Below are 15,107 nucleotides of genomic sequence, written 5' to 3'. Positions count from 1 at the left end.
TAAAAATTACAACATGCTGTGATGAATAATACACGCAGGCGAACCTGAACCCCAGTTCAACATTCACCAAAAACATTCACCCAAACTACGAATCCGTTTATGGCAATGTCAGTCTGGCAGAAGAACCTTTCTTAATAAACTCATCCAGATTCACATGGTTCCCTTGAAACTCTATATTAACCTGAGCTGGTGCACCAATATGTAGCGAGTAAGGTAAAGTGCCTGACAATTTTAGGCTATCGCCCCTATTTTTAGTGCCGCTAAACAGTTTCTTACCTTTGGCATCTTTAATATCTAACCAACATTCACCGGTAAAGTTAATGACCAGTTCATTGCTGTTCATTGCACTGATCCGGCTCATATCTGTTGATGGAGAACTAACAACAGAATGTGATGCTGTACCCGTTGCTGATGCTGCCTTCTCTATACCTTGGTTTGTAGAAATCCCCCGATTTGTAGAAGCAACGTTCGTGACAACGGTGTTAGCGGAAGTAGTGTCAGCGGAAATAATGTTATCAGATACAGTATTGCTGGAGACATTATTCACAGCGGGTTGATTACCCGATAATGGAACAATTTTAGACTCAGTTGCTACAGGCGCAGAAGCACTGGAAGATGATTGAACATTGCTGTTGGTAGCTGCATCATTTGACGGTACAAGCGTATTTTTTCCTGTTGAAGACGGTGCGTTGGCGGGCGCAGAGTTCGCACCAGATAATACATTACCAGCTTGTAACTGTGCTTCCGTTTGCTCTGTCATGGAAGCCAGTTCTTTTTGTTGTACCTTATAATTCTGCCACCACCACAGGCCGGTCATTCCCAGTAATATGATTATTACAAACCATGTTACCTTCATCAGCCAGCCATCACGCTTTTTACGTATTTTTTGGGCAGAGAAGCTCTGCATCGGAGAAGTTTTTACTGCCTTATTCGGCATTTGTGCATCCAGCTTGGTTAAAAGCTCAGATTCAGGTACTTGGACAAGTTTCGCATAGGCACGAACATAACCGCGGAAGAATGTCGGTACGATATTAGCGGGGACATTATCTTCTTCGATATCACGAACAGTGGACACTTTAAGACACAAGCGATCTGCCACAGTTTGCTGAGAAAGCTCAAGTTTTTCACGAGCCTGACGCAAGATCTGACCTGCAGTCAGATTGGCTTCTTCTGGATAAGTTTCAGTCTTCATTATCTAAGGACACTGGTACTGTTCAGGTTTAAAGTATTTACACAAATTAAGTTTGATATAACATCCAACTTAATTTGTGTAGCGAAATCATTTCATACTGCGTCGAACACAGAAAATCATTTGTCACAACCTACTGATTAAAATCAGTATTATTGTAATCAACATTGACTGCAATAACATAAGGTTGTGTTATTTTCCGTGGCCAACTTTTTAGCTTCTTCGTACCGCTTTTGTTCACAGAGAAAAACGGAATAATGGCGTACTACAGTATCATTTCCCGTCGCGTACTGCATTGCCATTCTATAATACCGGTCAGCAGATTCAGGCCTGCCTGCATATTGTTCATGCAGTGCTATCCCCAGATGCGCTTCTGGATGACGAGGCTCCACCAGCAGAATTTTTTCAAAATGAAATTTGGCAGCCGGTAAATTCCGTTCTGCCAAATACGCCTTCCCTAGCTGTAACCGAGTATCTACCGCAACAACTTGATGTGCACGACGTTGAGAATGCGCCACACAGCCAGCCATCAAGCTACAACAAACTATAGACCAAATTATTGATTTCCGTATCATACTATTTTTTTCATTTATCAGAATATGTCAAACTTCGCCAAATTTTTAGCCATTTACCGATATTAAACAGAAAATTAGACTGTTTTTACCTGAATTGGTTCACCTGTGAGACGTTTTTTCAACGTCCGTTTTGTTCTATCAATGACTTCACCAGCAAGCTGTCCACAGGCAGCATCAATATCATCTCCCCTTGTTTTACGCACAATGGTGGTAAAACCATACCCCATCAAGACCTTCGCAAAACGATCAATTCGGCTGTTGGAACTACGTCCATAAGGTGCGCCAGGAAATGGGTTCCATGGAATTAAATTGATCTTGCTTGGAGTATCTTTCAGGCATTCTGCCAATTGGTGTGCTTGTTCCACACTGTCATTGACATGGTCAAGCATTACATATTCCACCGTCACCCGGCCCTGGTTAGCATTGGATTTCGTCAAATAACGACGGACACCAGCCAGAAACTCTTCAATATTGTACTTGCGGTTAATTGGGACAATTTCGTCACGAATATCGTCAGTCGGTGCATGAAGAGAAATTGCCAATGCAACGTCAATCATATCACCCAATTTGTCCAATGCAGGTACTACACCTGATGTTGATAGAGTGACACGACGTTTTGACAGACCAAAACCAAAATCATCCATCATGATTTCCATAGCTGGCACAACGTTGTTTAAGTTGAGCAGCGGTTCTCCCATCCCCATCATAACCACATTGGTGATTGGACGGCGGCCACTGGATTTCAGCGAACCAATAATTTTAGCAGCACGCCAAACTTGACCAATGATTTCAGAAACCCGCAGATTGCGGTTAAATCCCTGCTGCGCAGTGGAGCAAAATTTACATTCTAAAGCACACCCGACCTGAGATGAGACACACAGTGTTGCGCGATCATCTTCTGGGATATAAACCGTTTCAACCTGTTGGTCACCAACAGTAATCGCCCATTTGATAGTCCCATCCGAAGAGCGCTGTTCTTCCGCAACTTCAGGTGCTCTGATTTCAGCAACTTGTTGTAGTTTTGCTCTGAGCACTTTGTTGATGTCTGTCATTTGCTCAAAATCGTCATAACAATAGTGGTAAATCCATTTCATGACCTGATCGGCACGAAAAGGTTTTTCCCCCATTTCAATAAAAAACTGACGCATCTGTTTACGATTGAGATCGAGCAGATTAATTTTACCGGTTTGCTTATCTGGTGTGAAAGATGCAGCGGAAGTTGAAGATTGTACGGTTGCGTTAAGTTGGGACATTGTTACATCGCCTCGTTATTACACTTTCGGCTCTGTGCTGATTCTATTTCAGCACTAAGTTTTCATGCGGTGACTGCCAATTCAATAGACACTGTTTTAAAGAATATACTCCAGTAATATATTCAAAAAGATGTATTTAGCGTAAATTGATATATGAGATATACCTTTCATATAGGTATAAAATAATAAACGCCCCGCTAAATCACATCAACGGGGCGCCGTATTGTACAAACTTTATTGTACAGATGCTACGAGTAACTGAAAGTATCCCTTTAATAGCGAGGGAAAACTTCATCATCACTGAAGAAATAAGCAATTTCACGATTTGCAGATTCCATAGAGTCTGAACCGTGAACTGCATTTTCAGTAAAGCTATCTGCATAATCTGCACGCAGAGTACCCGCCAGAGCATTGTCCGGGTTAGTTGCTCCCATCAGGTCACGGTGACGCTGAACTGCATTTTCACCTTCCAGAACCTGCACCATGATTGGACCAGATGTCATGAATTCTACCAAGCCGTCAAAGAAAGGGCGGCCTTTGTGCTCAGCATAAAAACCTTCTGCTTGTTCACGTGTTAAATGCAACATTTTAGCCGCGATGATTTTAAAACCAGCACTTTCAAAACGAGCATAGATGGAACCGATAACATCTTTCTTCACAGCATTAGGCTTAATAATGGAAAAAGTACGTTCAATCGTCATTGGATAACCTCTTTGGCACTTTCAGCGATGACTCATTTTAATTTTTAATTCCCTCTGACAAGACAGAAGGAGAGAATTTTTCCTGTTTTCCCAACAGGAATAAAAATAGGCGTTGATTATAGGAGGAGACTTTCTGCTTGCCTATAAGAAACACAACATTTTATTAAAATCTTCTTAGCGAAAATTATAATTCTTTAGCACAAATCACATTTTCACTGTATAACTCAGTTTAAGACAATGTGAGATGAACCTGTTTTCAGTACTAACCCGGAATTTTGTATATCCGATTCTTCCATCAATTCACACCCCCTTACCCGTACATCTTATAAAATAATGCCTATATAGGCGATAAGTTCCCACACAGGCATTCTGATCAAGATCATTAAATTAACGTTTTATATCACGTTCTTATACTGCATCAATTACAAAATGGTATCTTTCACGCATTGAATAAAAGGTTTGAGTTGCTCTTGTCTTTTCTCATCCAATGGTTTCTTAGTTTCATCAGAAACTTCAAATTTCCCTTTAAATTGTTCATTACTGTCTTTCGTTGTCTTATCAGATGTAACAATAATGCTAAAGGTATATTTATGCCCTTCGGGCAATAAATATGTACATTTTTTCAATGCACCAGGATTCACGGATTCTTTATTTGCTATTTTATTGCTAATCTCTTTGGTTGGCGTATCAGCCAAAGAGAGTGGAGCATAAAATAACCCCAACATTGCAGCATATGAAAATATTTTCATCTTTATTTCCTCACTGGGGAACTTGACATAACATCTATAAGTAGATTGAAACTTATTGACTAACCAACTTTAAATTCCAATATTTTCAATACAGAACAATAGAAGCAAAGCAACAATAAAATTATTTAAAAAACCAAAATCACTGATAACTTCATGTTTATAGTAGAATATTTATTCAATATCACAAGCCATTACCCAATTACTTCAACACAAAATTGATTATACTGATTTGTCCGCTCAAATCTAAAACACTAAGTTGATATTTCCCCGGATGAGATAAGGCTTTAACCCACTGCTGGTCATTTTCAGTTATGGCAACTTGCTCACCATTCAAAAACCACCATTGTTGCCCACTACCACCTTGTGTTGCTATTCGCAAATCCAGCGTCTTTTTCCCCGGAATGCGTTTTAGAACATCGCCCTCACGGATACCCACAATCAGTAATGGTGCTTCATCTATCATTTTCATCGGAGGACATTGAGGATTAATTACTGGCAATCGATTTAAACGCCGCTCTTTTTCTGGTAACCATGCTTCCAATGCAATCGGCCACAAAGCTATTGTTTCAGGTCTGGCATCAGGGCAATCAGAAGCAACACGCATACCAGTTTTATCTATCCATATTCGTTCATTGATACCTGAAATAGATTCCTGCTCCGACGCCAGCAATGTTGGTGGGATCGTATTATCCAACACCCAACTCAAATGGCGCTGACGGCAATTATTATCCTCTCTCTTAAGTACACCACCTGGCCAACAGATAACTGCCTGACTGACACTTTCCGGCCTCGGATCAGCAGGAATATACTGAGAGCCATAATGCAAATTTCTCATGAGTAATCCATTAATCTGGTTCATGATAGGTATCGCTGTAGCATAGCCAAATTGCCCTACCACTGGCGTTCCATCCGGCCTTCCTGCCCAAACTCCTATGGTGTAACGAGCATTCAGGCCAATAGCCCACGCATCGCGATAACCATAACTGGTGCCTGTTTTCCATGCTAAAGGTACTTCAGCAGGCAGCACACTATCCGGCAATGGGCGACGCTCTCCCGCCATAATTCTTCTGACAATCCAGGCAGCACCTGCCGTAAGCAGTTGTCTGTCCTGGATATTTTGCTGTGGGGTAAAGCGCAACGAAGAAACTTTCCCCTGACGGGCAAAAGCACTATAAACAGAAACCAGTTGATCCATACGAACTGATGTCCCACCGAGTATCAATGCCAGATTCGGTTCACTGCCCAATGGAAAACGCAATACCATACCTACATTGCGCAAATTAGCAGTAAACCTTTTAGCACCATACGCTTCAAGAAGCTGTACCGCAGGTAAATTCAATGAACGTACCAGTGCTTCGCTGGCACTAACCGGCCCATTAAACCCACTATCGAAGTTTCCCGGCCGATAATCATCAAAACGACGGGGAACATCTTGCAAAAGAGATTCAGCGTGGATTAATCCATCATCCAGCGCCATTGCATACAAAAAAGGCTTTAGTGTAGACCCCGGAGAACGCCACGCACTGACCATATCGACATGGCCGAAGCGACTGTTATCTTGAAAGTCTACCGAACCAATGTAAGCCTTAACTGTCATATCCGTATGATCAACCACCAGTACGCCAACAGACGTTTTTTCCGCCAGTTGATACTTCCAGTTGAGCACCAAATCTTCTAATTGACGCTGCAATCCTGTATCGATGGTAGTTTGTATCACTTCCTGTTGATTTTCCTGTACCATTCTCCTTGCCAGTAATGGAGCAAGCTGAGGAACCTGACGGGGAGCAAGCCATAGATTTTCCCCGGCTATATCTGCTACTTTTTCTGCTGACCAAACGCCATATCGTTTCAATCGCTGCAAAACCTTATTACGAGCAGCCTGAGCCCGTTCCGGATAGCGATCCGGCCTTAAACGACTCGGTGCTTGTGGCAATACAGCCAGTAATGCCGCCTCACCAGATGAAAGATTTGATGGCGGCTTTCCCAGATATGCCCAACTTGCTGCTCCAACGCCTTGCAATGTGCCACCAAATGGTGCCCGGTTTAAATACATCTGCAAAATTTCATCTTTGGAATAATGCCACTCTAATTGCAGAGTGCGCCAAATCTGTTTCAATTTTCCTGCAACAGTACGTGGATGGGGATCTATCAAACGGGCAACCTGCATGGAGATAGTACTGCCTCCTGATACAATCTTTTCGGCACGTATATCCTGCCAAGCTGCTCGCAATAATGAAATGGGATTAATTCCAGGATGCTTGTAAAACCAACGATCTTCATAGGCTAGCAAAGCCTGAATATATTCAGGAGAAACTTGCGACAAAGTAACGGGATATCGCCAGACTCCTTCATTATCAGCAAAACGCCATAGTGGTGAACCATCTGCTCCGATGACAACGCGCGCCATTTTGACGTTTTTTAATGGCAGAGGCCAAATTTTATCAGCCAGCCATAAGGAGGGAGGCAAAATCAGTAAAATTATCAGAGGGATCAGATAAATACGGCGCAAGAATCTTATCATTAAAGCTGTATCCATAAAATTCAGCCCTTATGTCCTTCATCTTTCGAGTTGCCTCTTTGTTGGCGACAAAGTTGGCGACAAAGCAACTGAAATTTATTGGGTATGTACCCAGGGATTTCATCGGAGATAAGGGCTGATTTGTGATTAACGCACAACCTCCAGCCTTTTCTCTGTTTCACCCACAGCTCGCCAAATCGGCACATACATAGATTCAACTTGTGGTGCTGGCACCTGATAAACCCCCGGTGCAACTGCGCGGGCTAAATAGAGCAAGGTGACTGGTCGATAAGGCTCAACGGAAACAGCAGCAACAAAGCGATCATCGCGGTATTCGATATGACGAATATTCGCCATCTGCATATCGTTAATACCCTTTTGCAAAGCAGTAGCGCTTTCACTCAGGCTCGCACTGCTATGCGCCAGATTTTGGTTCTCAATTTCCAACCCGGCAGGCAATAAATCGACGACCAGGGCATCCGATACAGGTTCTGTCGCACTGATTTCTAATTTCACGACCATCATTTCACCACTTTTCAGGCGATCCGGGTAATAATTTTCACCATTCAAATCAAGATAGGTACGCTTGATATTCAGAATGTTTGAATAAGGTTTTGGTGCCTGAAATGGATAACCCACCACACTCAGACGTGAATACAATGTACTCTCACCACGGTTACTGATTTCAATACCTTTCAGGATCTGTTTCGCAGTCAATGCTTCATTTAATGCGCTATCACGGTTAATCGGTGGTATTTGCTGACTAATGACCGCCTTCCAGGACGGCTCGCTAGCATCAATAAAATAGCGCCCAGACAGATAGATGGCATTGCTTTCCTGTGTAGAGAAGTAACGATGTGCCGATAACTCATTAGATAAAACGAATAGTTTTTTATCACGCTCATTTAACATTATCTTGTTTTCAGTCAATAGAGCAACAATCAAGGCGTTGTCACGGATTGTACTACCATAATCATGCAATCCGTAACCGGATTGACGGGATTTATTCACACCAGAACGAATCGCTTCATTACCACGGGTGTCATCCCCCATCATTTTCAGCGCGATCCCCAATTGTACCAGGGATAAACCGTTACCAGCCCGTCCTCGTTGTTCATAGAGTTGCCTTAAACCACTTAATGGTGCTTTTTGCTGGCTTGCCAAAACCAACCCCGCATATGCCTGTACAGAAAATTGTGTTTCACTGCGTGAACGGCTGTAACGATCATTAATAATATTTTTATCCTGCAAGTAACGCAAAAGCCGGTTATTGGCAGTCTTCAGGGCATCAGCCGGAATGCTGTAACCTTGCTGATTGGCACGGAATAAGAAATCTGCCGCATACGCCGTCAGCCAGAACTCTTCCTCGCCATTACGATCCCATAACGAGAAGCTGCCATCATGACGCTGCATGCTCAGCAAGTGAGTAATCCCTGCATCAATGGCTGCTCGCCGTTTTTCGTCATTTTGTGTATTGATACCCAATTTTTTCAGTTCAGCTTCATTGGAGTAAAGTGATGGATAAAGCCCACTAATCGTCTGCTCCAAACATCCATATGGGTAAGCATATAATTCGCGAATATAACGTGCGATTTGCAGTGGTGGCCTGCTGGTCAGTAGGAGCTGCCCCTCCAGTGTTTCTGGTATCAAATCCTTGATAGCGTCTTGTAGTAACTGCCACTCTTCGCCTTGTCGGATAACATTATCAAACTGTATGGTTGCAGCAGGATATGCCGGGCGAACCGCAATTTTCCAGCTACTTGTATACTGTTGCAGTTTTTCGTCGGGTACATTCAATCCATCAATTGTCAGGAAAATTTCCCCCTGTCCAAACCCATGATCCGCTTTGACCGGAATTTGAATAGTCGTTCGTTTTCCTGTTTCCAAAATAATTTTTCTACTTACTGGATTTTCTAACTTTATCAATCCAGTTGTAGTGAAATTGAGCGTCAGTACTTGCGGTTGTTCAGTTAAGTTGGTGAGATCCAATGCCAACTGAGATTGATCGCCGCCTGCCATGAAACGAGGTAATGACATCTGGCTAACAACCGGAGCAGCGACTGTAACTTTACGCTCACTGTATCCGAACTCGTTATCACTCCATACTTGTGCCATCAATCGAAGTTCACCATTAAAATCAGGAATAGGTAAGGTAATTTCACCTTCTCCATTAGCATTCAAGCTAATTGGTTTAGCTTGCGCGGCAATAATATTGACTTCTGTCAGTGGTTTTTTGCCTCCCCTTTCGAGAGTATTTTCATCACCATCGCCACCAAAGCGTAAGTTTGCTTTACGTCCTTCAGTTTCAATTAAATGGCCATAAACATCATATTGATCAACGCTATAACGTTTACGCCCGAAGAATGCTTCATAAGGATCTGGAGTCTTAAGGTTAGTAATACTGAGTACACCTGAATCAGCAGCAGAAAGCAGAACATAAACTTGCTTTGGTAATTCCTTACTTGCTGATTGATCTTTGCCCTTCTGAAGTGTTGCCTTGATTTTGATTTTAACATCCTGATTCGGGCGTATTTTATCTGGTGCACTCAGTGTCAGATTCAGCTTACGCCCTTCGTCCATCAACGGCAGATGCAATACACCAATTGCCCGTTTCGATGTTGCCTGACGATTTTTATCTTCCGGCCGTATAACAACCGCAGTCAGATACAAGTCATGGCGAGCCCACAATGAATTAATGGGTACATCAATATCCAGACCTTGTGCCGGAACATCAATTTCCTGCCACCACAACGGGCCATCACTGGATTCCAGCAGTAAATAGCCTTTACCTGCCTGTGGTGCAAGCATATGCAATTTTACTTTATCGCCTGGTTTATACGCGGGTTTATCCAATGAGAGTTTGACTTGATCCGGGCGGATTGCACCTGTTCCATCTGTATTATCCTGCCATGAATAACCTGCCCAGAAGTTCAGGCTGGTTACAAGCTGATTTTTCTGATCCACTATTTCAATGCGGTAAGAACCCCATTCAACCGGGAAACTGATTTTTGCTGTACTATTTTCCGCAAGTTGGACAAGCTCATCTACCATCACCAAATCTTTCTGGTCATATCCTGAATCCCAACCATTACTGTCTGACCAACGCCAGTAATAATCCCTGCGTTCATATATCAGGCGAGCTCTCAAATCATTTGTGGCATATTTCTTACCATCAGCATCCGCATAAACGATGTCAAACTCTGCCAACGAGTTTTCATCAACGTTATAGCGATTTTCATCACGACCTGTACGGTAATTATAAATAGATTTTTTATTAAAGAGCGGACGTATGCCAACCAGCTTGTCAGCAGGCCAAACAGCTTGCTCAGCACGACGTGTCACCGGACGCCCACCAGATTCTAGCAAGCTGGCCTGTACGATAACGTTTACCGGCGATGTTACATATTTCCAATTATCATCACTGACAGAAATGACTGTTTTTCCTTCACTATTTAACGTCAAGTCGAACTCATCCAGAGTTCTGCTCAACCCCTCTTCTTTCGAGGAGCCAAACTCATACCCTGATAATTTCGCCACCGCATCACGAGCTGGGCGCATAAACAATTGGCCTTGCAGCCGGTTCTCAACTGCTGGCGCTCCATAGAGGTAACGACCAGTTACGGCAAAATTAACACTTTTATTTTTCAATACTGGTCTATTTCCATCATTTCCCTCAATTTCCAATGCCATACGTTCAGGCATAAAGTCTTCCACATTAAATTTGTAATAACGAGGAATGTTGTCACCTAAATCAAAACGCAATGACCACATGCCTGTTTCTGCAGTTTGTGGGATTGGGTAACGATATTGATAGAGTCCATTTTCAGGTTGCCAGACAAAACGGCGCACAACCTGATTATCCGCTTTCAATACATCAACTTTTACAGGTTGGGGCTTCAACGAACGGCCATCAGCATCGCGCAACAAACCATTCACAATCAGCGTTTCTCCAGGACGATAAAGATCCCTTGGGCCAAACACAAAAAACTGCTTGCTATACCCTTGCATGCCGCCAATATCAAACTCAGACAGGTCCAACGCAGGATATGACAAATCGATCATACTGGTTTGATCACCCTGGATAGCCAACAATAATTTTGCCTTGGCATTTTTTTCCAGCGTAGCGTGACCATTATTGTCTGTCGTGTTTTTTGATAGAAGCTGTCCCTTGTCATCCAGCAAACGAATTTCAACACCTTTCAGGCTGGAACCTTGTTCCAATGATTGTGCAAAAACATCTATCCGATTTAGATAGCTGTGCATTGAGACGCCAATATCACTCAGCGTAAATAACATACTAGGATTACTATAAGTATATTTTCCGGCCTGCTGCATAACAGCCAGATAAACACCACTTTTTTGCAATACTTTAATATCATTCAGTGGCAATAATAGTTTTTCACGAGTATTAGGTGCCGGATTCAGGTCAAAACGCCCGGTATAAACTAAGTCAGCACGCTTTAGGAAATTTTCAGAATCCCAATACTCCATACTGCTGCGGTATTGCCAATCGGCGATGAATTCAGGTAATGATGTCTCTTTGATGCGAAAAAAATTGACATCAACCTGATCAACATTGAGTGCCAAAACAGGTAAACCTTCTGCGGTCTTACTCGGTAGAAGTACCCCTTTGCTGGCAAAACCAACGGTAGGTTTAATGGGAGCAGTCTGGAATTTTTTCTCATAGGAACTTACCAGTTGACGCTCATTAATACCTTTTAAACCTTCATCAACCGATAACTGCAACTCACGATCAGGCGGTAAATGACGGAGCCTTAACTCCATCTGGTTATCAGACAGTTCCCAGGCACCATCCAATTTTCCGGATTTCACATCAACCAAATGGACTTTCTGAGAAAAATTCTGGTCAATCTGCAAAGGAACAGAAAATGTCACAACCATTGCATTGGCACCATCCAACTGCAACTCTGAAGCATCTAAGATAGTGACATCTTTACCCGCATAACGCTCTTGTGGTAATTGAGGTACAGGTGATTGAAGTTCTCGTTTTGCAGTATCAGTTGTTCTTTGTGCCGTTGAAATTGTTGGTTTTTCTGATTTTCCCGTATTTTCATTGTCCTGGGATTGATCACATCCAGATAAGGCACATAGCGCAAAAAATGCAAACAATGTAGCAATCATTAATGTGATGAAGCGCTTTCTCCTTGCTGCCCATTGCCTCAGTTGATATTGACGCATAACCTGTAATCCTTATCGTTTGCCGGCTGGTTTGGGATAGTATTTTTATAGATATTTATCCGATTTAGAAATCTGTGATTTCAGATTTTCGAGGCCTTCCGCAATATTTTTGGCTTATTGCAGGAAAATGACAAAAAGAAGCCGGACAAAACTCATCATCACACGATCCCTGAGTGGGTACAGAGCTTAACTTTTATTTACTGATTCAATACAGGAATGGTATCCTTCAGCCAACTGCCTAACTTCCGTTGATAAAAAGGCTGAGTATGCTGGATCAGATAATGGCTAATTCCACTATTTTTTTCATCAAGCAAACAAAAATCCACCGATTCCTCTTCACTCAAATATTCACAAGCTATTCCACCAGCAGCCTGAATAAGCATATTAATGTCATTATCTGTAGACGCTCCACTCAGTTCTAACCCAATAAGCAGGTTAGGTTTTTCATCCTGTTTTTTATCGTGCACCATAACCAGAAATGCTCGTCGTACTGGCTTATGTTGCTTAAATAAATTACTCAAGGCCTCAATAAGCTGAATGGGCTGTTTTTCTGGTTGGCTAAGAGTAATGTGACTTCCACTCGGAACCTCAATTTCAGTGGCAACAGCCCCGTTTGACAAGCTCATGAAAATCTCCGAACACATATTTGTACTGAAGTTAACAAATTGAAGTTAACGACCATTGAAAGGCTCTCAATCATAGCCTCCCCATAAAAGGGAGGCCAGATAAGAAAGGCAATTTTAAAATGAGTTTGGTATCACAACATTTTGTACATAAAAACCCTGGCATTACCTAGCGGCTTGCAAGTTACCTCGCCAAAGACACTGTATCCTTATTTTGCTTTTTTCAGCAATAAGTTGGCGATGGTGCGCACACCACACCCTGTCGCACCGGCTGACCACTGTTCAACCGCAGATTTACGGTAGGCCGCTGAACAATCGATATGTATCCAGCCTTTTTTGTAATTTTCTACAAAGTGAGACAGGAAAGCAGCCGCAGTACTTGCTCCTGCTGAATGAGAAGATGCAGCAATGTTATTCAAATCAGCAAAATTGGATGGCAATTGACTACGATGGAATTCGGCTAATGGCAAACGCCAGAATAGTTCATGTTCTGCATCCGCTGCTGCCAATAAATCCGCCGCGAGTTGGTCATCAAAACTGAGGACAGAATGGTAGTCATTACCTACTGCCATTTTTGCCGCGCCAGTCAATGTCGCCGCATCAATGATAAGAGGCGCATTTGCCGCACTGGCATCAATCAGGCCATCAGCCAGTACCAGACGCCCTTCTGCATCAGTGTTCATAACTTCAACACTTTTGCCATTACGATAGCGAATAATGTCACCCAATTTGAACGCATTGCCGCTGACCAGGTTATCAGCAATGCACAGGAATAGTTTTACACGCTGTTTCAGGCCACGACCAATCGCCAGCGCCAATGCTCCTGACAGGAGCGCTGAACCACCCATATCAGATTTCATGGAATCCATAGAGTTGGAAGGTTTCAGGCTATATCCCCCTGAATCGAAGGTGATACCTTTACCGACTAAGCAAGCGAATATAGGTTCGTTTTTATCTGTCGATGGATTGAAGTCCAATTCCAGAAAAACAGGAACACGAGAGGAACCACGACCGACAGTATGTACACCAACATAGCCCTGCTCACGTAAGGCATCGCCTTTTATAATACGGTAACTGATTGCAGTTCCTGCTACACCGTTAAATAAATCAATGACACGCTGAGCAAGCTGCTCCGGACCCAATTCTTCTGCTGGAATATTGGTAGTATCACGCACCCAGTCGATAAATTTGATCCGGTATTCCAGCTCTTGTTTTTCTACTGCACTCAGTTGTGGCCATTCAAGAGTACGCAACCCTTTTGGTGCCCGGAATCCCAACCAGAATGTCCAGCTTTTTTCCAGATCCCAACCATCACCCGCCAAAGCAACGTTGGAGATACCTTGTCCATTAATTTTTCGTCCGGCGCGTTGGATAGCCGCCAATTGACGACTCAAATCCGACTGGCTGCCTGATAAATGAATTGTAATTCCCTGATCATTCGAACTGATTAGCGCTTTTTCACCCCAGCATGCTTTAGCTGGCTCATAAGACAGAGTTATCGGCATGATTTGCGCCGGTATAGCGTGCTTTGTCATTTTCTTCTCTCTTCTTATTTTATTTTCACTGTTTTTACAGCAAGGGCCATGAATGCAAAAAAACTGGCAGTTGCCAGTTTTTCATTAAATGCAGACTATGCCAAGTGATTGAACAAGAATTGATGAATTTACACTTTTTTTCGCACTAATTGTTTGTGTAGATTTGTTGTTTAGGTAACGTTGTTATTTGGGTAACCGATTTGCGTTACTCAAATTCATCCAACCAAACCAACAAAATGGCTTCTAATATTTTTTCGTTAGATTTTTCCGGATCATCATCAAAACCATCCAGCTCGCAAACCCATTGATGCATATCGGTAAAACGCACTGCCTTAGGATCTAAATCCGGGAACTTATCGTATAGTGCTTCGCCAATATCACGGCTGTCAGACCATTTCATTTTCTGTGCTCCTATTGAGTTCTCAGATTAGTGCTCACGTGCATGATTAATCGTGTACTTAGGAATTTCAACAACCAAATCCTCATCAGCAACTTTGGCCTGGCATCCTAACCGACTTTCAGGCTCCAGCCCCCATGCTTTGTCCAGCATGTCATCTTCCATTTCAGAGCTTTCTTCCAATGAGTCAAACCCTTCCCTGACAATGCAGTGACAAGTAGTACATGCGCAGGATTTTTCACAAGCATGTTCTATTTCAATGCCATTACGCAGTGCAACGTCCAGAATCGATTCGCCTTCCTTAGCTTCCAATACTGCGCCTTCAGGGCAAAGTTCGTTATGAGGTAAAAATACAATTTTAGGCATAA

11 protein-coding genes are annotated in these 15,107 nt (G+C 42.8%); all 11 read right to left on the bottom strand.

The annotated features are described in order from the left end of the window. Positions 1 to 97: 97 nt before the first annotated feature. On the bottom strand, positions 98 to 1,192 hold the full coding sequence (gene rodZ / locus AAC147_RS16690; RefSeq protein WP_047683076.1) for a cytoskeleton protein RodZ: 1,095 nt from the start codon (positions 1,190 to 1,192) through the stop codon (positions 98 to 100). 158 nt (positions 1,193 to 1,350) lie between these two features. After that, on the bottom strand, positions 1,351 to 1,707 hold the full coding sequence (locus AAC147_RS16685; protein ID WP_231571466.1) for a fimbrial assembly protein: 357 nt from the start codon (positions 1,705 to 1,707) through the stop codon (positions 1,351 to 1,353). A 131-nt stretch (positions 1,708 to 1,838) separates the two neighbouring features. Next, on the bottom strand, positions 1,839 to 3,017 hold the full coding sequence (locus tag AAC147_RS16680) for a bifunctional tRNA (adenosine(37)-C2)-methyltransferase TrmG/ribosomal RNA large subunit methyltransferase RlmN (RefSeq protein WP_047683072.1): 1,179 nt from the start codon (positions 3,015 to 3,017) through the stop codon (positions 1,839 to 1,841). Positions 3,018 to 3,289: 272 nt separating this feature from the next. Then, entirely contained in the window at positions 3,290 to 3,718 is a 429-nt protein-coding gene (gene ndk, locus AAC147_RS16675) for a nucleoside-diphosphate kinase (RefSeq protein WP_047683070.1), read from the bottom strand. Positions 3,719 to 4,140: 422 nt separating this feature from the next. Beyond that, positions 4,141 to 4,467: a hypothetical protein gene (locus tag AAC147_RS16670; RefSeq protein ID WP_231571464.1), complete on the bottom strand. Its 327-nt coding sequence runs from the start codon at positions 4,465 to 4,467 to the stop codon at positions 4,141 to 4,143. 199 nt (positions 4,468 to 4,666) lie between these two features. Further along, positions 4,667 to 6,988, bottom strand: a complete 2,322-nt coding sequence (gene pbpC / locus AAC147_RS16665) for a peptidoglycan glycosyltransferase PbpC (RefSeq protein ID WP_047683127.1) — start codon at positions 6,986 to 6,988, stop codon at positions 4,667 to 4,669. 144 nt (positions 6,989 to 7,132) lie between these two features. Beyond that, complete coding sequence (locus AAC147_RS16660) at positions 7,133 to 12,184, bottom strand: alpha-2-macroglobulin (protein WP_047683068.1); 5,052 nt, start codon at positions 12,182 to 12,184, stop codon at positions 7,133 to 7,135. Positions 12,185 to 12,381: 197 nt separating this feature from the next. Next, the gene (locus tag AAC147_RS16655) at positions 12,382 to 12,810 is read right to left on the bottom strand and encodes an enhanced serine sensitivity protein SseB C-terminal domain-containing protein (RefSeq protein ID WP_047683066.1); all 429 of its coding nucleotides are present in this window, start codon (positions 12,808 to 12,810) and stop codon (positions 12,382 to 12,384) included. A gap of 206 nt (positions 12,811 to 13,016) precedes the next feature. Beyond that, positions 13,017 to 14,342 carry an aminopeptidase PepB gene (pepB, locus tag AAC147_RS16650; RefSeq protein WP_047683063.1) on the bottom strand — a complete coding sequence of 442 codons (1,326 nt, stop codon included), beginning with the start codon at positions 14,340 to 14,342 and terminating at the stop codon, positions 13,017 to 13,019. A gap of 205 nt (positions 14,343 to 14,547) precedes the next feature. Beyond that, the gene (iscX, locus tag AAC147_RS16645; protein WP_047683061.1) at positions 14,548 to 14,742 is read right to left on the bottom strand and encodes a Fe-S cluster assembly protein IscX; all 195 of its coding nucleotides are present in this window, start codon (positions 14,740 to 14,742) and stop codon (positions 14,548 to 14,550) included. Positions 14,743 to 14,769: 27 nt separating this feature from the next. Continuing rightward, on the bottom strand, positions 14,770 to 15,105 hold the full coding sequence (gene fdx / locus AAC147_RS16640; RefSeq protein ID WP_038267871.1) for an ISC system 2Fe-2S type ferredoxin: 336 nt from the start codon (positions 15,103 to 15,105) through the stop codon (positions 14,770 to 14,772). Between the last annotated feature and the right edge of the window lie 2 nt (positions 15,106 to 15,107).

The organism is Xenorhabdus sp. NBAII XenSa04 (assembly GCF_963866145.1).
GTDB lineage: Bacteria > Pseudomonadota > Gammaproteobacteria > Enterobacterales > Enterobacteriaceae > Xenorhabdus > Xenorhabdus indica.
This window is presented reverse-complemented; position numbering and strand designations above follow the sequence as displayed.